The sequence below is a fragment of the Klebsiella sp. CN_Kp104 genome (genome assembly GCF_040064515.1).
GTDB classification, from domain to species: domain Bacteria; phylum Pseudomonadota; class Gammaproteobacteria; order Enterobacterales; family Enterobacteriaceae; genus Klebsiella; species Klebsiella aerogenes.
On record NZ_JBEAII010000039.1, the window covers coordinates 62,107 to 82,349 of the forward strand.

Annotated in this window: 22 protein-coding genes; 11 read left to right on the forward strand and 11 right to left on the reverse strand. The window is 56.5% G+C overall.

Features of this window, described 5'->3' with window-relative positions:
• Genes ABLU80_RS20495 through ABLU80_RS20530 form a run of 8 tightly spaced genes read left to right on the forward strand, consistent with a single transcriptional unit; the run spans position 1 to position 8,276 of the window.
• Complete coding sequence (locus tag ABLU80_RS20495; RefSeq protein WP_285178043.1) at positions 1-1,218, forward strand: capsular biosynthesis protein; 1,218 nt, start codon at positions 1-3, stop codon at positions 1,216-1,218.
• Entirely contained in the window at positions 1,209-2,591 is a 1,383-nt protein-coding gene (locus ABLU80_RS20500) for a hypothetical protein (protein ID WP_047063979.1), read from the forward strand. The genes ABLU80_RS20495 and ABLU80_RS20500 overlap by 10 nt, the downstream gene beginning before the upstream one ends.
• Positions 2,584-3,609: a glycosyltransferase gene (locus tag ABLU80_RS20505; protein WP_348850420.1), complete on the forward strand. Its 1,026-nt coding sequence runs from the start codon at positions 2,584-2,586 to the stop codon at positions 3,607-3,609. The genes ABLU80_RS20500 and ABLU80_RS20505 overlap by 8 nt, the downstream gene beginning before the upstream one ends.
• Complete coding sequence (locus ABLU80_RS20510) at positions 3,590-4,804, forward strand: glycosyltransferase family 4 protein (RefSeq protein WP_348850421.1); 1,215 nt, start codon at positions 3,590-3,592, stop codon at positions 4,802-4,804. Before ABLU80_RS20505 ends, ABLU80_RS20510 begins: the two co-directional genes overlap by 20 nt.
• Positions 4,801-5,901, forward strand: coding sequence for a glycosyltransferase family 4 protein (locus ABLU80_RS20515; protein ID WP_348850422.1), 1,101 nt, complete (start codon positions 4,801-4,803; stop codon positions 5,899-5,901). Before ABLU80_RS20510 ends, ABLU80_RS20515 begins: the two co-directional genes overlap by 4 nt.
• Before the next feature lie 11 nt (positions 5,902-5,912).
• The gene (locus tag ABLU80_RS20520) at positions 5,913-6,326 is read left to right on the forward strand and encodes a hypothetical protein (RefSeq protein WP_015704480.1); all 414 of its coding nucleotides are present in this window, start codon (positions 5,913-5,915) and stop codon (positions 6,324-6,326) included.
• A 7-nt stretch (positions 6,327-6,333) separates the two neighbouring features.
• Complete coding sequence (locus ABLU80_RS20525) at positions 6,334-7,749, forward strand: DUF4832 domain-containing protein (protein WP_348850423.1); 1,416 nt, start codon at positions 6,334-6,336, stop codon at positions 7,747-7,749.
• Between the two features lie 11 nt (positions 7,750-7,760).
• Positions 7,761-8,276, forward strand: coding sequence for a serine acetyltransferase (locus ABLU80_RS20530; RefSeq protein WP_020079555.1), 516 nt, complete (start codon positions 7,761-7,763; stop codon positions 8,274-8,276).
• A gap of 93 nt (positions 8,277-8,369) precedes the next feature.
• On the opposite strand, the gene crl is transcribed toward ABLU80_RS20530, so the two are convergent.
• From crl to gpt, 3 genes are all read right to left on the reverse strand, one after another.
• Positions 8,370-8,768 carry a sigma factor-binding protein Crl gene (gene crl, locus ABLU80_RS20535; protein WP_348850424.1) on the reverse strand — a complete coding sequence of 133 codons (399 nt, stop codon included), beginning with the start codon at positions 8,766-8,768 and terminating at the stop codon, positions 8,370-8,372.
• A gap of 57 nt (positions 8,769-8,825) precedes the next feature.
• A complete protein-coding gene (gene frsA, locus ABLU80_RS20540) occupies positions 8,826-10,070 on the reverse strand; it encodes an esterase FrsA (protein WP_045413116.1) in 1,245 nt (414 codons plus the stop codon).
• 107 nt (positions 10,071-10,177) lie between these two features.
• Positions 10,178-10,636, reverse strand: coding sequence for a xanthine phosphoribosyltransferase (gene gpt, locus ABLU80_RS20545; protein ID WP_002889733.1), 459 nt, complete (start codon positions 10,634-10,636; stop codon positions 10,178-10,180).
• Positions 10,637-10,893: 257 nt separating this feature from the next.
• Here gpt and pepD point away from each other — a divergent pair, with 257 nt between their 5' ends.
• The gene (gene pepD / locus ABLU80_RS20550) at positions 10,894-12,351 is read left to right on the forward strand and encodes a cytosol nonspecific dipeptidase (protein WP_047064546.1); all 1,458 of its coding nucleotides are present in this window, start codon (positions 10,894-10,896) and stop codon (positions 12,349-12,351) included.
• A gap of 19 nt (positions 12,352-12,370) precedes the next feature.
• Positions 12,371-12,508: a hypothetical protein gene (locus ABLU80_RS20555; RefSeq protein WP_348850426.1), complete on the forward strand. Its 138-nt coding sequence runs from the start codon at positions 12,371-12,373 to the stop codon at positions 12,506-12,508.
• A 424-nt stretch (positions 12,509-12,932) separates the two neighbouring features.
• On the opposite strand, the gene ABLU80_RS20560 is transcribed toward ABLU80_RS20555, so the two are convergent.
• Both ABLU80_RS20560 and dinB read right to left on the reverse strand, forming a co-directional pair.
• The gene (locus tag ABLU80_RS20560) at positions 12,933-13,394 is read right to left on the reverse strand and encodes a GNAT family N-acetyltransferase (RefSeq protein WP_047064469.1); all 462 of its coding nucleotides are present in this window, start codon (positions 13,392-13,394) and stop codon (positions 12,933-12,935) included.
• A gap of 2 nt (positions 13,395-13,396) precedes the next feature.
• Positions 13,397-14,452, reverse strand: a complete 1,056-nt coding sequence (gene dinB, locus ABLU80_RS20565; RefSeq protein WP_015704475.1) for a DNA polymerase IV — start codon at positions 14,450-14,452, stop codon at positions 13,397-13,399.
• Positions 14,453-14,611: 159 nt separating this feature from the next.
• Between dinB and ABLU80_RS20570 the strand changes: the two genes are divergently transcribed.
• Complete coding sequence (locus ABLU80_RS20570) at positions 14,612-15,472, forward strand: glycerophosphodiester phosphodiesterase family protein (protein WP_045366719.1); 861 nt, start codon at positions 14,612-14,614, stop codon at positions 15,470-15,472.
• Positions 15,473-15,528: 56 nt separating this feature from the next.
• Here the strand turns inward: ABLU80_RS20570 and nqrM are convergent, their stop codons facing one another.
• From nqrM to ABLU80_RS20600, 6 genes are read right to left on the reverse strand one after another with little or no spacing between them, the layout of a single operon-like run.
• Positions 15,529-15,744 carry a (Na+)-NQR maturation NqrM gene (gene nqrM, locus ABLU80_RS20575; RefSeq protein WP_015368113.1) on the reverse strand — a complete coding sequence of 72 codons (216 nt, stop codon included), beginning with the start codon at positions 15,742-15,744 and terminating at the stop codon, positions 15,529-15,531.
• 2 nt (positions 15,745-15,746) lie between these two features.
• On the reverse strand, positions 15,747-16,970 hold the full coding sequence (gene nqrF / locus ABLU80_RS20580) for an NADH:ubiquinone reductase (Na(+)-transporting) subunit F (protein ID WP_020079561.1): 1,224 nt from the start codon (positions 16,968-16,970) through the stop codon (positions 15,747-15,749).
• 12 nt (positions 16,971-16,982) lie between these two features.
• Positions 16,983-17,579 carry an NADH:ubiquinone reductase (Na(+)-transporting) subunit E gene (gene nqrE / locus ABLU80_RS20585; protein WP_015368115.1) on the reverse strand — a complete coding sequence of 199 codons (597 nt, stop codon included), beginning with the start codon at positions 17,577-17,579 and terminating at the stop codon, positions 16,983-16,985.
• 6 nt (positions 17,580-17,585) lie between these two features.
• Complete coding sequence (locus tag ABLU80_RS20590) at positions 17,586-18,224, reverse strand: NADH:ubiquinone reductase (Na(+)-transporting) subunit D (protein ID WP_002889716.1); 639 nt, start codon at positions 18,222-18,224, stop codon at positions 17,586-17,588.
• Positions 18,217-19,011, reverse strand: a complete 795-nt coding sequence (locus tag ABLU80_RS20595) for a Na(+)-translocating NADH-quinone reductase subunit C (RefSeq protein ID WP_015704472.1) — start codon at positions 19,009-19,011, stop codon at positions 18,217-18,219. The genes ABLU80_RS20590 and ABLU80_RS20595 overlap by 8 nt, the downstream gene beginning before the upstream one ends.
• Positions 19,004-20,242 (reverse strand): NADH:ubiquinone reductase (Na(+)-transporting) subunit B, encoded by a 1,239-nt coding sequence (locus ABLU80_RS20600; RefSeq protein WP_015704471.1) that lies wholly within the window; start codon positions 20,240-20,242, stop codon positions 19,004-19,006. Before ABLU80_RS20600 ends, ABLU80_RS20595 begins: the two co-directional genes overlap by 8 nt.
• Between the last annotated feature and the right edge of the window lies 1 nt (position 20,243).

Consider the following 20,243-nt stretch of genomic DNA (forward strand, 5'->3'; position numbering starts at 1 on the left):
ATGAATCTGATTAAGAGTATTTCATCCATCGCCAGTTCATCGGTGCTTTCGCAGCTGATCGGCGCCTTTTCGGTCTGGCTTATCTCTCATCGCTATGGGATGGCTGAGGTCGGCCATTACGCGATGATCTACAGTAATGTGCTGATCGGCGCGCAGGTCTGTACCTTTGCCTCGCAGTTGCTAATCCCCCGTCAGGAGGATCACGAGCTTGGGCAAAACGTGGTGTTCTGCCTGCTGCAGAGTCTGCTGATGGCCCTCCCCTGGGCGGTCATCACCGGGCTTATCTTCGAACTTAACATTGCGTTTCTCTATTTGCTGACCTTTGGCTATGCGTTGGTGCTGGTGGCGGAAAACCTTTCCCTGCGCGGCGGTAACTATCCTTTCCTGACCTTCCAGCGCATTGCGGTGTCGCTGGTGGTCGCTATTGCGCTGCTGGCGATGCCCAACCCAACGCTGTTTTATCTGGCGTGGATGGTCGGCATCCTGCTGCTGCTGGTCGGCTGCCTGATTCGCCTGTTTAACTTCAAAAGCTTAACGTTGCGCCACTTTTCGATTACGACGAATGTACGTTTTTTACGCGATCACTGGCAGCATATCAGCCGCGTCGGCAGCGCCGAGGTACTGGCGATGGCCAGTAATAACCTGCCGACGATGCTGATTAACATCTGGTTCTCGCCGCTGGTCGCCGGCTACTTTTCGGTGGTCAGCCGTTTCTGCCTGTCGCCGGTGATGATTATCGGTAACGCCGTGCGCAACTCCATCTTTTCTAAATGGTCGATGGATTTTCGTAACCGCACCTTTAACTATCCGGAATATAAAAAAGTTCGCCTGCTGCTGCTGGGCGCCGCCGCGGTGTGCATCCTTGGTATCTGGATTTTCTATCCGCTGGTGATGCGCCTGGGCTTTAGCGAGGAGTGGCTGAATTCGATCCCCACCTCGCGCTACATGCTGCCTTATCTGTTCGCCGCGCTGGCGGTCAGCCCGCTGACGGTGATCGAACTGATCTTCGGCTCCCGGCGCTACTTCCTGCGCATTCAGATTGAGCAGTTGCTGATTATCGCCATCGCCTTCATCGCCTTGCCGTACTTTGGCGTCAGTTATGAAATCGCCCTGCTGGCCTTCTCGTTCCTGACCTTCGCGCGTTACTTGTTCATTTTGCTCAAAATGAATCAGCGGGCGAAAACGCTTTCGCTGCAGGAGCAGAAAATATGCAGCTAAACACCGGCCGCTATCTCGAAGCCTATGCCCTGATGACGCTGGTGTTCTGCGGTACGGTCCAGTATTTCACCGGTATCGCGGCCGTGCTGTGGCTGCCATTTTTTCTGGTGCTGGTGATGGCGGTGCTGCTCCTGATGCAGAGCCGCCCGCAACCGCTGGCGCTCACCGGGCGGGAAAAGCTAATACTGGCGCTGTATCTGTCCTTTATCGTGCTCGGGCTGGTCTCAACGGTACTACAGTCAGGGGTCGTCACCGCCATCGTCGGCTTTAAAAACGAGCTGGCGCTCTCGCTGCTGATGTTCTGCATGCTGTTGGGCATGTTTAGTGAATCACAGCTGTACCGTCTGACGCGGCTTTTCTACTGGATCTACTATGTGCAGATCCCGGTCGCTATCTATCAGGTGATTTTCGTGGTGCCTAAACGGGTGGCATTTCGCGGCGAAGATGAGAAATGGGACTCGGTGGTCGGCACTTTCGGCGGCGACCCGATGGGCGGCGGCAACACCGCGGCGATGGGGATGTTCTGTCTGCTGATCATGCTTATGAAAGTGTCAGAGTTTAAGCACGGCATCTGCTCATTTAAATCGCTGGTGATCCACATCGCGCTGGGTTTCTTCCTCTGCGTGGTGGGGGAAGTAAAATTCGTCATTCTGCTGTCACCGTTCCTGCTGGCCCTGCTGTGGATCCTGCCCGGCTACGTGAGTGGCGTGAGTAAAGTTAGCCTGCGATCGCTGCTGATCATCGCCGCCGGCATGGCGCTATTAATTTTTGTCGCCATTACCGTGTTGGCCTCCAACTATTCCTCGGCCTTCGGCGGCGACCCGACCAAAAGCGCGCTGTCGGTGTTTATCGATTCACTGGGCTATATTTTTGATACTAACTACATTATGCCCAGCGGCGAACTGGGGCGTTTTACCACCCTCTTCTTCTGGCTGCAGCATAACGAACTATTTGGTCCTGGCGGCATGCTGTTTGGTTACGGCCTTAACGCCACCAACAGCGGCAGTACCGTCTCGCCGGGCTATATCGGCGTCTGGTATCACCTGATCCTCGATTCCACCGCCTTAAGCATGCTGCTGTGGGAAGTGGGGATTATCGGCATCATTCTGTTCATTGGCACCATCGCCTCCATCCTGGTCGCCATGCGGCCGAAAGAGACCTTTTCGCGCCACGATCTCAAGCTTGAGGATCTGCAACTCCTTAGCGCGGCGCCGGCGTTCTACGTTTTTGTTATCGGCTGTCTGCTCAGCCTGCCCTACAGCCAGATCCTGATGATCATTCCCATGCTACAGTTTTTATTATGGTTATCCCTTGGGGCGCTGATTGTCATCCACCGCGCTGTCCGTCTTAACTCCGGTACCCACTATGAATAAAACGCCATCCATTACCGTCAGCATCAAGACCCTGAACGAAGCGCAGGGCATCGAGAAAACGATCGATAGCGTGCGCAAACAGCTGCAACCGTACCCGCATCAAATCATCGTCGCCGACAGCTTATCAACGGATAACACCCGCGAACTGGCTATCGCGAAAGGCGCGATGGTGGTGTGTCTGGATAACGCCGCCGACCGCTGCTGCGGTATCGGCCACCAGCTGGGCTGGCTGTATAGCGAAGGCGATTATCTGCTGCTGCTGGATGGCGATATGGAGCTGGAGCCGGGCTTTCTGGATACCGCGGTCGAATTCCTGGAAACGCATCCGGAGTACGCGGGAGTCGCCGGCAGCGTCGAGATGGATGATGCCTCTAACTATGAGTTCAAATCGCGCAAGCAGCGCCTGCATCTGATCTATCCACAGGGCGACACCGATCATCTGGGCGGCGGCGGCCTGTATCGTCGTGAAGCGATCGCGAAAATCGGCTATCTGACCAACCTCAACCTGCATGGCTACGAAGAAGCGGAGCTGGGCATTCGTTTACAAGCGGCGGGTTACAAACTGCATCGCCTGGCGGCGCCCTACTTTAGCCACGCTTCTTACACCATGCCAACCTTTAAAATGCTGGCCTACCGTTGGAAAAACGGCTTCCTGTGGGCGCCGGGCGAGTTGCTCCGGAACTGCTGGGGTAAAGCCCATTTCCCGGCGGCGCTGCGGATTGTACGTAATGAGCTGATCTTCACCCTCTATCTTCTGGTCTTACTGATTTGTCTACTGACCTTCAATGGCAAGGTTATCGCCATTGCCCTGCTGCCGCTGCTGGCGTTTATCGCTCTGAAGGCCATTAAAAATAAATCGCTGCGCGATGGCGTGCAGAGCGCGATTAACTTATCGCTATTTTCAGCGGGGCTGCTGCGCGGGGTGATTAATTCAGTGCGCGATCCGATGAAACGCCCGGCGGTGACCGTCTCGAATCCACAGCATATTGATACTGAAAATGAAAATTCTCTTCGTTAACAAATTCTTCTTTATCAAAGGCGGCGCGGAAACCGTTTATTTTCAGGAGCGCGACGCGATGCTGCAAGCCGGCTACCAGGTGGTCGACTTCAGCATGCAGCACGCGGAAAATAAACCGTCGCCGTGGGAGGAATTTTTCGTCCATAACGTCGATTACCACGACAGCCACGGCCTGATGAGCAAAATCAAAGCTGGGGTGGACTTTATTTATAATGCCGAGGCCTGCGCGAAGCTCAACACGCTTTTGTTGCGCGAGCGGCCGGATATTGTTCATTTTCATAATATCTATCATCAGCTTACGCCTGCCGTTATCGGCGTGGCGAAACGCTTTGGCTGCAAAACGGTACTCACCGCCCACGATTACAAAATCGTCTGTCCTTCGTACACCATGCTGCGCGATGGTCATGTCTGCGAAGAGTGTCTGACCGGGTCAGTGATCAACGCTTTTCGTCACCGCTGCCAGCAGGGCGATACTTTCAAAAGTCTGCTGCTATCGTTGGAAGCCTACTGGCAGAAGTTTGCCAAAAATTACGCCATGCTCGACTGTATCATCGCCCCAAGCGAGTTTATGCGCCAGACCCTGCTGCGTAAGCTGCCCGACGCCCGCATTGAAGTGATCGTCAACGGTATTGATGCCAATAGCACCGTGCCCGGCGACACCGCAGGCGACTATTTTCTCTATATTGGCCGCCTGAGCCGGGAAAAAGGCGTGCCGACGCTGGCGCAGGCGCAGCAAAAAATGCGGGAGGCGATGCCGCTTAAGATTGTCGGCGATGGCCCATTGGGCGCAGACCTGCGCGCGCGCTTCAACGGCCCGCAGTTCCTCGGCTATATGAAACACGGCGAGGAGCTGAATAACCTTATTCGCGGGGCCCGAGCGGTAGTCGTCCCCTCTGAATATTATGAAAACTGCTCCATGTCGGTGCTCGAAGCCATGGCTTTTGGCCGCCCGGTGATCGGCGGCAATATTGGCGGTATCCCGGAACAGATCCATGACGGCGTCGACGGCTATCTGGTTGAACCCGGCAATAGCGACGCGCTGGCGCAACTGATGGACAAACTGGCTGCAGACCCTGAGCTGGCCCGCAATATGGGAATTAACGCCCGCCAGCGGCTGGAAGAAAAATACGATCTCGCCCGCCACATGCAGGTGCTGCAGGCGCTTTATGAACAACTTGTCGGGGAGAAAAAATGACCATCAACGTCACGGTATTAGGCACGCGCGGGATCCCCGATGTGCAGGGCGGCGTCGAAACTCACTGCCAGAATTTATACCCGGAAATCTATCGCCAGGGCAGCGCGGAAGTCTGCGTGATCGCCCGCTCGCCCTATGTGAACTACCGACGTAGCGAATATCAGGGCGTTAAACTCAAGAGTCTGTGGGCGCCGAAAAGCCGTAAATTCGAGGCTATTATTCACTCGACGCTGGCGGCGTTCAGTACCTTATTCGACGGCTCCAACGTGGTTCACGTTCACGCCGTCGGCCCTGGCCTGGTGGTGCCGTTGCTGCGTCTGCTGGGAAAACGCGTCGTCTTTACCCATCATGGCCCGGATTACGATCGGCAGAAATGGGGCCGGATGGCCAAAGAGATGCTGCGCCTTGGCGAAAAATGGGCGGTGAAATACGCCAATGAAGTGATCGTCATTTCCGAGGTCATCAATAATCTGATTAAGCACAAGCATGGCCGCCATAACGCCCATGTTATCTACAACGGCGTGCGCCAGGCCGACCTGCCTCCTGCGGATCGGCAGGCGGAGATCCTCGATAAATACGGTCTAAAACCGGGCCAGTATATCGTTGCCGTGGCCCGTTTTGTCGAAGAGAAAGGACTGCACGATCTCGTTGCCGCCTATGCCGCCGCCGGGTGTTCGGTACCGCTGGTGCTCATTGGCGATGCCGACCACGCCGATGAATATAGCGAACGCCTGAAGCAACAGGCGACCGCCACGCCAAACGTCATCCTCACAGGCTTTATCAACGGCGCGCCGCTGCATACGCTGTTCTCGCAGGCCGGGCTATTCGTGCTGCCCTCTTATCATGAAGGATTGCCGATCGCGCTGCTGGAGGCCATGTCGTGGTCACTGCCGGTGGTGGTCAGCGACATTCCGGCCAACCTAGAAATTGGCCTGCCGCCAGCGAACTACTTTCCCGTCGGCAACGTTCCGGCTCTGACGCAGAAACTGCAACAATGGGTCGCAGGAGAAAAAGCGGATTACAGCCAGTTTATGCCGAAGTACCGCTGGCCGGAAATCGCCGCGCAAACCGCGCAAGTCTATCAGCGCTTAACGTAAGCAGGTTACTCGTGCCGAAATCTACAGCAGAACTGGTGGTCGAGCGCTTCTATGCCGCGCTTGACCAGGAGGTTGAAACCTCATTAACCGCGGAGCAGAAACGGGGAATCGAGCAGGCGTTGGTGCGCGCCAACCTGGCGTCACGCCATCGCATCGATTTTCGCCACAGCTTTCCGTTCCTGCATCGCCGCTATTTCGTGGTATTTCTTTTTGGTCGGGATCTGCGCAAAGTTTCGCGCGAAAGCACTCTGTTCGGACGCATCTTCGCGACGCTGTTGATTACGCTTGGCGTGGTGTTCGCCCTGCTGTCGATCCTACTGGCGCTCTATATGTTGAAATCAGCGTTAGGCATTGATGTATTTAAAAATTTCCACGTCGGTATCTGGACGTGGTTTGTTAATCTTCATGACCACATGACAAAGTGAATTGAGTATGGCGATATTATCTCTGCATAGCGCTCCTCTGTTTCGCGCCCTGCTACTGGCCAGCGCGCTGGCGTCAGCATCCGTTGGCGCGCAAACCACGGTCATCACCCCGCCTCCTTTCGACGGCCTGCTCACCAATCCGGGCATCGGCGTCGCCAGCTTTCATGATGGCTATGGTGAAAAACCGACCCGCGCCGAGTATCCCGATACTGGTTTTGAGTACGATCGCTTCTACTGGAGTGAGCTGGAACCACAGGAAGGTATCTACAATTTCGCGCCGATCGATAATGCTTTTAGCGTCGCCGCCAGCCATCAGCCAGCCATGAACGTCGGCCTGCGGGTAATGGCGCTCGACGAGCCGCAAACGGGATCGAAAATTCCCGACTGGCTGATCGCCAAAGGGATCAAGGGCCAGTGGGTCGCCGACGGTAAAACCTTCGTGCCGGATCTCAGCGATCCAACTTTTATCGCCTATGCGCAGAAACTGCTGAATGCCCTCGGTCAGCGCTATGACGGCAATCCGGAACTGGCCTTTATCGATATCGGCATGGTCGGCTCCTGGGGCGAATGGCACAACTCCAACTTTAGCGAGATTCCGCCGTTAATGGAGAAGTACACGCCGGAGCAGCTCAATCGCTATGTTGATATGCATTTCGATAGTTTCCCGAAAACGCCGAAAGTCATGCTGATTAGCGGCGGCGATTCGCTGGCCTGGGCCAGCCGCCGCGGCGCGGGCTGGCGGGCGGACTGCTGGGGCGACTGGCATAACTTCTCCAGCGAGTGGAGCCATATGCGCGATGATTATCCGCAGCGTCTGTCCGCCGCCCAGGCCGCGGCGCCGGGGTTTGTCGATAGCTGGAAACGGGCGCCCGTCAGCCTTGAGATCTGCGGCTATATGAGCGAATGGCAGAGCGTACAGCACTACACGCGTGAAGAGGTGCAGGCCACCTTCGACTGGGCGCTACAGCAACACGCCAGCAGCCTGAACCTGAAATCACGACCGATTCCGACGGAATACCGCGATATTGTCGATAAAGCCTTACTGCGAATCGGCTACCGTTTCCGGGTTAACAAACTCACCTTCGAGACGCCGGTTAAGGCTGGTAAGCCGTTAGCGGTCAGTGTTACCTGGCGTAATGATGGCGTCGCCCCGGCCTACCTGTTCTACCCGGTACAATGGCGCGTGGTCAACGCCGCCGGCGCCACGGTTACCCAGGTAAAAACCCAGGATGACGTGCGCCGCTGGCTGCCGGGGGAGATGCAAAGCACTGTCACTCTCACGCTACCCGCCTCGCTGCCCGCCGGCGATTACGCGTTGCAGACCGCCATTACCGATGCCCAGGGCAAGCCGCGGCTGCTGCTGGCCAACCAGGGTAAAACCGCCGACGGCTGGTATCAACTGACCACCTTTTCCCTTAAGTAAACGGAGAATTCATGCCTAATGCCATCAGCCAGGTCCGCCGCGAGATCAAACATACCGGCAGTATGAAGGCGAAAATCGCGATTCTGCTCTATCGCCTCGCGACGATGTATCGCAGCCGCAACCCGTTTTACAAGCTGCTCGGCATTCCATTCGTTATTCTCAATAAACTGATTAACGAGTGTCTGTTTTGCGTCGAACTACCGTGGCAAACGCGGATCGGCTACGGGCTGAGGCTGTACCATCCACATTGCATCGTTCTCAACCGCGGCACCGTCATCGGTGAAAACTGTATCCTGCGTCAGGGAGCCACCATCGGCAGCCTGACGGATAGCGAAGGCCGCGAAGGGGCAAGCCCGGTGATTGGCAATAACGTCGAATTCGGCGCCCACGTGGTGGTTATCGGCCCGGTGACGTTGGGTGATAATGTCAAAATTGGCGCGGGTACCGTGGTGACGAAAGATCTGGCCGCCGGTCAGGTAGTGGTCGGCCAGCCATTCCGGGTGTTGTCAACTCATCGCGAAGTGTAGGAATAACGGCTGAAGCGCCGTGACCTGATGTCAAGAATCATCGTTGGCGGTCATCCGCTTCCCGCGGCAGGAAGCGGATGCCAAAAGCCGGGTTTACGCGCGCAGGCGAACCGGTTCGCTGAAATCGTCAGCCGGTTCGAGTTTCAGATTGAACGTTGCCAGCAGCGCCGCGGCGCGCTCGTGGAACTCACGCAGCGTTTTTTCGAGTCTTTCGCGAACTTCAGGGTCGTCGATGGCGACGGCTTGCCAGTTGCCCTCTTTATCAAACAGGCCGAACTGGTAGCTATAAGTGAAACGAGATTCCTGTGCTTCCATTTCCATCCACCAGCCCCAGAATTCCCGCTTCTCCGGCGCTGGTTTAACGTTGACGCAAACTGCCAGGCAGTCGAAAAAAAAGCGGTTCTCTTCACACTGCCCTTCACGGATATAGGGGCCTAGCGCCGTGAATTTTTTAATCAGCTTACTTTTCAGGTGTCCACTCGGTAACGTCATTGCGATCTCCTTTAGTGATGCAACTGTTTTACCAAACCAATAAAATTTAGCAATATATTAACTAAATCTATGGTTGATCCAGCGGGCAATCTGACGCAATGCGTGATCGAAATTACGGTAAACCGGCTTAAACGGTATCTCCAGCAGCTTGCCGTCCGCCGAGGAGGAGGTGATTAACCGCGACTCCTCTTCGGGGCTAAAGGGATCGTCTTTCCAGTAGCCGGAGAGCATCGGCGTAGGGCAACGGCGGCCCAGCAAGCCCTGAGTTTTTAATGAATAACGGTTAAGTTCGACACGTAGCGCTTCGTCGGAAGCATCGTGCATGCCAAGACGCGATGCCAGCACATCGAGGAACATCTCCGGCACCCGCGCCATCAGCTGCGGATCCACCAGCAGGTTATGCACCACCGGCCCCAGACAGGCCACCGCCTTCAGCCGCTGCGGCTCCAGATACCCCAGACGAACCGCAATATTGGCGCCGAAGCGGAAACCAAATGCCGCCACCCGGGTATGGTCAACCCAGGGGACATTCTGCAGATGCTGTAGCACGTACTGATGCAGCATGCTGGTGTCCTGGCTCAACGTCCACTTGGTTGAGAAACCGATGGACGGCATGTCCAGCGTCAGCATGGCGATCCCCAGCGGGGCAAAATACTTCTCATACAGGCTGTAATAATCGGTTTGCAGCGAATCCAGACCGCCGCACATCAGCACCGTCGGAAACGGGCCTTCGCCTTTCGGCATATGCAGGAAGCCCGTCACCGGGGCGCCGCCGGGGATAGCGAATTCCAGTTCCCGCAGCTCGCCCGGCAGACGTTGCGCCGCCTCTTCATAGGCGCGATTGGCCAGCGTCTGCGCCTGATCGGCCAGCCCATCGCCCTTGATATGCGGGTAGGCGGCGATGCTATAGAGGTTGGAGGCGTGCAGCCAGTGGCGACCGCTCTGCAAAGGATCGGCTTCCTGAGTCGCTTTTTGCTGCCACATCATCGCTTGTTTAGTCCACTCATACACCCAGTTGCCGCCGCGATAGCCAATCACCGTATCGTAGAGCTCCGGGTCAGAGCGCTCGGCATCGCTCATCACGATGCGCGCCTGGACATCCCATATCTCCTGCGGCGAGACGCCGCGCCAGATCCACATCAGGCGATTGATTAAGCGATACCAGTGATCGACGTGATTACCGCTCAGCGCGGTCTGCATGCCCTGATGCTGGCCGGATGAAAACCGACGGACCAGCGTTGAGGTTTCCGGGTATTTGAATCGGGGTTTAAACAACGTTTCGCTAAGGTTAGCCTGTGACATGTGCCGCCTCCATCATGTTGCTGCTTTCGCTATTGTAACCCGCGTCAGGGTAAAAAAAACCACGCCCGGCATAACCGGGCGTGGTAATTATTCACGATTGGCGGGAATTAACGGCCAGCGATTGGCGGGACGAAGACGACGCCCATATCCCACGGCTGTTCAATCCAGGTATCCTGCGGGATATCAACCACATAATCATCAACCAGCGGACGGCCCGCCGGCTTAGCGAAAATGGTGACAAAGTGTGCTTTAGGATACATTTCGCGGATAGCGACGGCGGTGCCGCCGGTATCGACCAGGTCATCAATAACGATGAAACCTTCGCCATCGCCTTCAGCGCGCTTCAGTACTTTCAGTTCGCGCTGGTTGTCGTGATCGTAGCTAGAGATACATACGGTATCAACATGACGAATACCCAGTTCACGCGCCAGTAAAGCTCCCGGTACCAGACCGCCACGGCTAACGGCAATGATGCCTTTCCATTGTTCAACCGGCAGCAGACGGCTTGCCAGTTTGCGGGCGTGAATCTGCAACATGTCCCAGGTGACGACGTATTTTTCGCTCATGTGAATTGTCCCAGCCTGTGTATAACGGCTTAAATATTGTTCGAGGGGGAAAATGGTTGCGCGAGATTATAGAGACCTGACGCGCTAAAAACCAGTATTAAGCGCCTCCGGCAACGCTTTTTGCGTGCTTTACACTAGCAGAGTGCGCGGAAAGTGGTATTCTCAACCACATCGCGCAAGCCCGAGCTTGTAGTGAATCTTATTGCTAACCCTCGACCTGTAAACGACTTTTGCAGGTGACTGTAAGGAGACTCATCGTGTCTGAATTGTCTCAATTATCCCCGCAACCGCTTTGGGATATTTTTGCCAAAATTTGCTCCATCCCACACCCGTCCTATCACGAAGAACAGCTCGCCGAGCACATCATGGGTTGGGCAAAAGAGAAAGGCTTACACGCGGAACGCGACCAGGTTGGCAACATTCTGATTCGTAAAGGCGCGACTGCCGGTATGGAAAACCGCAAGCCGGTAGTTCTGCAGGCGCACCTCGATATGGTGCCGCAGAAAAATAACGATACCGTACACGACTTCACCAAAGACCCGATTCAGCCGTACATCGACGGCGAGTGGGTTAAAGCGCGGGGCACCACCCTGGGCGCGGATAACGGCATCGGTATGGCCTCCGCGCTAGCGGTGCTGGCCGACGATAGCGTTGCCCACGGCCCGCTGGAAGTGCTGCTGACCATGACCGAAGAAGCCGGCATGGATGGCGCGTTCGGTCTGCAGGCTAACTGGCTGCAGGCGGATATCCTGATCAATACCGATTCGGAAGAAGAAGGCGAAATCTACATGGGTTGCGCCGGCGGTATCGATTTCACCTCTAACCTGGCGCTGACTCGCGAAGCGATTCCTGCCGGCTTCCAGAGCTTTAAACTGACCTTAAAAGGGCTGAAAGGCGGACACTCCGGCGGTGACATTCACCTTGGTCTGGGCAACGCCAACAAGCTGTTGTCGCGCTTCCTCGCCGGCCACGCCGATGAGCTGGATCTGCGTCTGGTCGATTTCAACGGCGGTACATTGCGCAACGCCATCCCGCGTGAAGCATACGCGACCGTCGCCGTCGCTGCGGATAAAGCCGATGCGCTGAAAGCGCTGGTGAATACTTACCAGGATATCCTGAAAAACGAACTGGCGGCTAAAGAGAAGAATCTGGTCGTCCTGCTTGAAGCGGTCGCTAACGACAAAGCGGCGCTGACTCAGGCTTCCCGCGACGGTTTCGTGCGCCTGCTGAACGCGACGCCGAACGGCGTGATCCGCAACTCCGACGTCGCCAAAGGCGTTGTTGAAACCTCGCTGAACGTCGGCGTTGTCACCATGACCGACGACAACGTGCAGATCCACTGCCTGATTCGCTCGCTCATCGACAGCGGTAAAGACTACGTCGTCAGCATGCTGGATTCGCTGGGCAAACTGGCGGGGGCGAAAACCGAAGCCAAAGGCGCTTACCCTGGCTGGCAGCCGGATGCCAACTCTCCGGTTATGCACCTGGTGCGCGAGACCTATCAGCGTCTGTTCAACAAGACGCCGAACATCCAGATTATCCACGCTGGCCTGGAATGCGGTCTGTTCAAAAAACCGTATCCGGACATGGACATGGTTTCCATCGGCCCGACCATTACCGGCCCGCACTCCCCGGATGAGCAGGTTCATATCGAGAGCGTCGGCCAGTACTGGACGCTGCTGACCGAACTGCTGAAAGCTATTCCGGCTAAGTAAGCCCTATACCGGCGGCGCTATGCCGCCGGTTGTGCCTCCGGCCCCGGTTATGACCTGTTTTGTCTGGTGGCGGCTAACGCCTTACCCGACCTACGCCGGCTACAGTAATGTGCAGTTTGGTAGCCCGGATAAGGCGCAACGCGCCGCCGGGCAATAACCGCGGGTAAAGAGCCACTTTCGCGCCGGATGGCGGCTACGCCTTATCCGGCCTACGGTTCGTGGCCTCTACCCTGTACCCGTGGCTACTGAAACTGCCGGTGTTGGTGGCCTCAAAATCGCTGAGACGTTCCCGGCAGGCCGGGGCAGCCCGCATGGATGCGGGCTGAGGGCCGTGATTTGCAAGGACGCTGCCTCGGCCCGACCCGAAGCCTGCAGGGATAAGTCGAAGGTACCACGAAGTGGCGATTTTGGCGGCCAGAGCCCGGGGGTACAGGGGGCGGCGGCGACTGGCCGCCCCCTGTGCGCTCCCTGCGCCAGGAAAGCCATAACGCAGAAGAAATATCGGGAGCGCAATGTGCTCTGAATTAACACAAAACACGTGTTTTTCCCGGACCAAAAAAGTCGCAAACCGATAACTGTATCTATTCAGCCTTACCCGAACCGCGTTTTTCCATTCGATAGTTAGTGAACCACTCTCCACGCGATTCTACTCGCTGCTCAGCGACGACACGAAATCCCTGGCGAAGAAAACTGGATCGTGCCGTTATGCTCGCATCAACCGACAATATCTTTCCCGGAAGGCTGGCGCAGACCGCCCCGATGAGCGCATGACCGATTCCACGACGGGTATAATCCGGCGAGACGAAAAAGAGGTCGATATAATCATTAACGACAGTGATAAATCCAACCGGCTGATTATCAATAACCGCCACCAGCACTTGCGAATGCGCAAATTTCTGCCGCCAGCGGGATTCATCAACCTGCGCCCAGGCGGCAATTTGCGCGGGAGAATAATCCCGGCTGGCGGTCTCTTTTACCGCGCGCAAAAAAATGGCGCACAGCGCCGGAAAATCCTCTTCTACATACGCCCTGATCGTTAACATCGTTATAGTCCAAGTACCAGTTGTCGTTCGAGCTGTGGGTCGAGCAGCGTCACGTGTAACCCCACCAGCCGCACGCCGCGGCTGCCCCGACGCTCAAGCCAGGCGTTTCGCGCGGTCGCGATTAAATCCTCTTTGTTTAACCGCGGCCAGACGTGCTCCTGAGTAGTGAGCTGGAAATCGTTAAACTTCAGTTTGATGCCCTGACGCGCGATCAGTAGATCCGGTTTTACCTTCGCCAGACGGCGTTCCAGCTCGGGATAGAGATTTTCGATAATCGCTTCGCAGTCTGACCACTCATGAATATCTTCCGCCAGAGTGCGCTCGACGCCGACCGATTTACGCTGACGATCGTTATGGATTTCGCGCTCGTCAATGCCGTGGCTGCGCTCCCACAGGATACGGCCAAACTTACCAAAACGTTTAAGCAGCATCGCCAGATCGCTGTTTTGCACGTCGCCACAGGTACGCAGCCCCATATTTTCCAGCTTCGCCGCCGACACCTTCCCGACGCCGGGAATTTTCGCCAGCGGCAGAGACCGCACAAACTCCGCCACCTGATGCGGGGCAATGACGAACTGGCCATTCGGCTTGTTCATATCTGAGGCAATTTTAGCGAGGAATTTTACCGGCGCCACGCCCGCCGAAGCAGTGAGATTCAGTTCACGCTCGATGGTCTGGCGGATCTCCTGGGCCATCAGCGTGGCAGAGCCGTGGCAGTGTACGCTGTCGCTCACGTCAAGGTAGGCTTCATCCAGCGACAGCGGCTCGATTAACGAGGTATAGCGGGAGAAAATTTCGCGGATGTGGTTCGAGGCTTCTTTGTAGGCATCAAAGCGCCCCGGCAGCAGCGTGAGGTGCGGACACAGTTTAAGCGCCGTCGCCGTCGGCATCGCGCTGCGCACGCCAAACTTACGCGCAGGATAGTTCGCGGTACTAATCACGCCACGCTGTACCCGACTGCCGCCGATTGCAATGGGGATATCGCGCAACGCCGGGTTGTCACGCATTTCCACCGCTGCGAAGAAGCAGTCCATATCGACATGGATAATTTTACGCATCGCCTTGCCCAACACTGTATACCCATACAGCATAGCAAAACTACACGCAAATTTTATTCTTTTTTTAATTCAACCGCCAAAAAAGCTGTTACAACATAAAAGTGAAACAAATCACCTTTATTTTCATACATTTAAATAATTAATCAGGAAGATACAATCATGAAGAAAATACTCACGGTACTCTGTCTGCTGGCGACCGGCAGCGTTTTCGCCAATCCGCAGCTGATTGCCCACCGCGGCGGTACCGGCGATGCGCCGGAAAACACCCTACCGGCCATCAAACTGGCGCTGGAAAATCACGCACAGGCCATCTGGATTACGGTACAGCTAAGCCGCGATGGCGTACCGGTGCTCTATCGCTCAAGCGATCTCTCCGCCCTGACCAACGCCGAGGGCAAGGTCTCAAGCTTAACCGCCGCCGAGCTGGCAAAAGTCGATGCCGGCTGGAAATGGGGCGATGACAGCCATCCGTGGCGCGGCAAGCAGGCCACGATCCCGACCTTACAAAGCGTGCTGCAGCAGTGGCCGCAGACCTTCTTCTACATCGATATAAAATCACCGGATGCCGATCCGGCGGTGATGGGCGAACGCCTGCTGGAGGTGTTAAAAAATACCCATAGCCTCGACCGGGTACGGGTTTATTCCACCGAAGACCGCTATATCGCCGCTCTGCCGCAACCGATCCCCCGCTTTGTTAGCCGCAGCGAAACCCGAACCAGGCTTGCAAACGTTTCGCTCAGCCACCAGTGCCAGCAAGACAGCCAGCGCGATGGCGATAAGTGGTACGGGCTGGAACTAAAGCGCAAGGTGGAGGTAGTCGAGAAGTTTACCCTTGGTGAAGGCGTTTCTCCGGCGACGCTCACCTGGGATAAAGAGGCGATGGATTGCTTCCGCTCGCAGGGCCAGGCCCACATCATTTTCTTCGGCATCAATAGCGCGGAAGATTATCGAACGGCGAAAGAATTAGGCGCCGACGGCGTGATGGTGGATTCTCCGGCGCAGGCGAAAAACTGGCAGTAAGATAAAAAAGGCCGCGAAAGCGGCCTGAAAAACGCAAGCGTAGCGCCGTCGGCGCATTAGAGAATGCGCTGCTGCTGGCGCTGCGCCTCGCGGGCGAGACGTTTCTTACGCGCATCGCACGGTTCCGGACAGTCGCAGACTTTCTCCAGCCCCAGCGAGGAGATCCCGCCGCAGCTGCCTTGAATACTCTTACGCTTCACCAGGTAGCCCAGGGACATGCCGAGGATCACCAGCGCAAAAATCACAAAGGTCGCGACAAATACCGTCCACATCATCAGCCTCCAAAGTCATCGAGCATGATGTTCTCATCTTCGACGCCCAGATCTTTGAGCATTTTAATCACCGCGGCGTTCATCACCGGCGGCCCGCACATATAGAACTCGCAATCTTCCGGCGCCGGATGGTCGCGCAGATAGTTTTCATACAGAACATTATGGATAAAGCCCGTATGCCCGGTCCAGTTATCTTCCGGCAGCGGATCGGAGAGCGCGACGTGGAAGGTAAAATTGGGGTTTTCGCGCGCCAGCTGTTCAAACTCATCGTCATAGAACATTTCACGCAGCGAACGCGCGCCGTACCAGAAGCTGATTTTACGCGTGCTGTGCAGGCGCTTAAGCTGGTCAAAGATGTGTGAACGCATCGGCGCCATGCCCGCGCCGCCGCCGATAAACACCATCTCGGCGTCGGTCTCTTTGGCGAAGAACTCGCCAAACGGCCCGGAAATCGTCACCTTATCGCCAGGCTTCAGCGACCAGATATAGGACGACATAATCCCCGGCGGCGCATCCGGTACCTTCGGCGGCGGCGTGGCGATACGCACGTTGAGCATAATGATGCCCTCCTCTTCCGGGTAGTTAGCCATCGAGTAGGCGCGCAGGGTCGGCTCTTTCACATCAGAGACATAGCGGAACAGGTTGAACTTGTCCCAGTCTGAGCGATATTCATCGGGAATATCAAAGTCGGCATAGGCCACTTTATGCGACGGGCATTCGATCTGAATATAACCGCCGGCGCGGAACGGCACCGCTTCACCATCCGGCACCCGTAATTTGAGCTCTTTAATGAAGGTCGCTTTGTTATCATTAGAGATAACCTCGCACTCCCATTTTTTCACGCCGAAAATCTCTTCCGGCAGCTCAATTTTCATATTCTGCTTCACCGCCACCTGGCAGGCCAGGCGGCACCCTTCTTTGGCTTCGCGTTTGGTGATATGCGAAAGCTCGGTCGGCAAAATATCGCCGCCGCCTTCTTTGATGGTCACCCGGCACTGGCCGCAGGAGCCGCCGCCGCCGCAGGCGGAAGAGACGAAGATACCGTTGCTGGAGAGCGTGTTCAGCAGTTTGTCGCCCGCCGGCGTGCGGATCTGTTTATCCGCTTCGTTATTGATTTCAATAACCACATCGCCCGCGTTCACCAGCTTCGAGCGCGCCACCAGGATGAGCCCCGACAGGACCAGCACGATCAGCGTGAACATCACCACGCCAAGAATAATTTCCATACTTTTCCGCCCTTATAGCTGCACACCGGAGAATGACATAAAGCCGAGCGCCATCAGTCCGGTGGTGATAAAGGTGATCCCTAACCCGCGCAGACCGGCGGGCACGTTGGCGTACTTCATTTTTTCGCGGATCCCCGCCATCGCGACAATCGCCAGCATCCAGCCGATGCCGGAACCAAAGCCGTAGACAATAGATTCCGGGAAGTTGTAATCGCGCTGCACCATAAACGACACGCCGCCGAAAATAGCGCAGTTAACGGCGATAAGCGGCAGGAAGATCCCTAACGCGTTATAGAGTGCCGGGAAGTACTTATCGAGGATCATCTCAAGTATTTGCACCAGCGCCGCAATCACCCCGATAAAGGTAATGAAGTTAAGGAAACTGAGGTCTACGCCTTCCATCAATGCGCCGTCGCGCAGCACCAGGTTATAGACCAGGTTGTTGATCGGTACGGCAAGACCCAGCACCACCGTGACCGCAACGCCGAGGCCAAACGCGGTGGAGACCTTTTTCGACACCGCGAGGAAGGTACACATCCCGAGGAAGAAGGCCAGCGCCATGTTCTCAACGAACACCGCGCGGACAAACAGGCTAATGTAATGAGCCATGATCGGTTACTCCTTTTCCTGCTGTTCAGGCTTCCAGCTACGCAGGGCCCAAATCAGCAAACCGATAATGAAGAACGCGCTCGGCGCCAGCAGGAACAGGCCGTTCGGCTGATACCAGCCGCCGTTCTGCACCGTTTCCAGTACGGTGATACCGAACAGCTTACCGCTGCCGATAAGCTCGCGCAGGAAACCGACGATAATCAGGATCGCGCCGTAACCGAGACCGTTACCGATACCATCCATAAAGCTGGCCAGCGGCGGCGATTTCATGGCATAAGCTTCGGCACGCCCCATCACGATACAGTTCGTGATGATAAGCCCGACGAACACCGACAGCTGCTTAGAGGTCTCATAGGCGAAAGCCCGCAGCAGCTGATCCACCACGATAACCAACGAGGCGATGATCGCCATCTGCACGATGATGCGCACGCTATTGGGAATATGGTGGCGAATCATAGAGATAAACATGCTGGAGAACGCCGTTACCAGCGTCACCGCAATGGTCATCACGAAGGCGGTTTCCAGTTTGGTGGTCACCGCCAGCGCGGAGCAGACGCCGAGCACCTGCAGGGCGATGGGGTTATTGGCGATAAGCGGCCCCACCAGCACGCGCTTCACCTCTTTCATATCGCTCTGTTCAGCCATTATTCAGCTCTCCCTCACGAACCTTTTTCAGGAACGGACCAAAGCCCAGTTCGCCCATCCAGAAATCAAAGCTATGCTGCACGCCGTTTGACGTCAGCGTGGCGCCGGATAAACCGTCAACCGCGTGGAGATCGCCGGCGCGCGCGCCGCCTTTTACCACCTTCAACGACGGCATACCGTTGTCATCCAGCACCTGCTTACCGACAAACTGCTGACGCCAGTTCGGGTTTTCCACCTCGCCGCCCAGCCCCGGCGTTTCGCCCTGATCGTAGTAAGTAATGCCTTTCACCGTGCGCCCATCGACGTCCAGCGCCACGAAGGCGTACATCATTGACCACAGGCCATTGCCATAGATAGGCAGCACGACTTCCTGAATCTGCTGCTGCGCGTCACGCACCAGGTAAATTTCCGCCAGGTTGCTGCGGCGTTTAATCCCGGCCGGATCCTGGCTGGCGTCGAGCGCGATGCTCTGCTGCGGATCTTTCAGCGCCTGGGCCTGATTAAATTTGCCCGGGTCTTTATCCAGCAGTTCGCCGGTCGCCAGATTGACCAGCCGCGGGGTAATGCGCGCGGCGAAGGTTTCCGCCACCGCGTCAGCATCCATCCCCTGCTGCATCAGGCCGGCGACCGCCAGAATATTGCGCTGTTTATCCAGCGCGCGTTGTTCCTGCTGACGCGACTTGAGGCCCACGGCGGAACCGGCGACCACAATGGAGCACACCAGACAAAGCACCAGCACCACCAGCAGCGTTTTGCCGATGCTATCGTTACTTTTCTTCTCAGCCACGCGACTTCCTCCGCTTGATATTGGCCTGCACCACCAGGTAATCGAACAGCGGCGCAAAGAGGTTGGCGAACAGAATCGCCAGCATCATCCCTTCCGGATAGGCCGGGTTGACGACGCGAATCAGCACGCACATCACGCCAATCAGCAGGCCGTAGCTCCATTTACCTTTATCGGTAAAGGAAGCCGATACCGGGTCAGTCGCCATAAACATCATGCCGAAGGCGAAACCGCCGAGCACCAGATGCCAGTACCACGGCATCGAGAACATGGGGTTGGTATCGGAACCGATGAAATTAAACAGCGTGGCGGTGGCGATCATACCGACCATCACCCCGGCGACGATGCGCCAGGAGGCGATACGGGCAAAGATAATGAACGCGCCGCCGATGAGGATCATCAGCGTCGACACTTCGCCAATCGAGCCGGGAATATTGCCAAGGAAGGCGTCCATCCAGCTCACCGGGATGCCGGTGGCGACGTTAACCAGCGCTTCACCGCCGCCGCTGGCCCACTGGGAGAGCGGCGTCGCGCCGGAAAAACCGTCCGCCGCCGTCCATACCAGGTCGCCGGAAATCTGCGCCGGGTAGGCAAAGAACAGAAACGCGCGCCCCGCCAGCGCCGGGTTGAGGAAATTGCGCCCGGTGCCGCCGAAAATCTCTTTGGCAATCACCACGCCGAAGGAGATCCCCAGCGCCGCCTGCCATAGCGGCATCGTTGGCGGCACAATCAGCGCGAAGAGAATCGAGGTAACGAAAAAGCCTTCGTTGATCTCATGTTTGCGCACAATCGCGAACAGCACTTCCCAAAAACCGCCGACGATGAATACGGTCAGGTAGATAGGCAGGAAAAATACCGCCCCCAGCGTCATCATGCTGAGCCACCCGGCATCGGCGCTGAAGCTCACCCCTAACCACTGGGCAACGCTATAGTGCCAGTTGTTGGCAATCACCTGCTGTAACTGTTCGGCGCCGTATAGCTTGTGCAGCGCCGGAATAGTCTGCAAGCCGACGTTGTACATGCCCCAGAACATCGCCGGGAACACCGCAAACCAGACGAGGATCATCATCCGCTTGAGGTCAATGGCGTCACGTACGTGCGCCGCGCCGCGGGTGACTAAACCAGGGGTGTAGAAGATCGTCGCCGCCGCTTCATACAGCGGGTAATATTTTGCTAACTTGCCGCCGTGCGTGAAATGCGGCTCAAGTTTCTCAATCAGGTGCTTTAAGCCCATC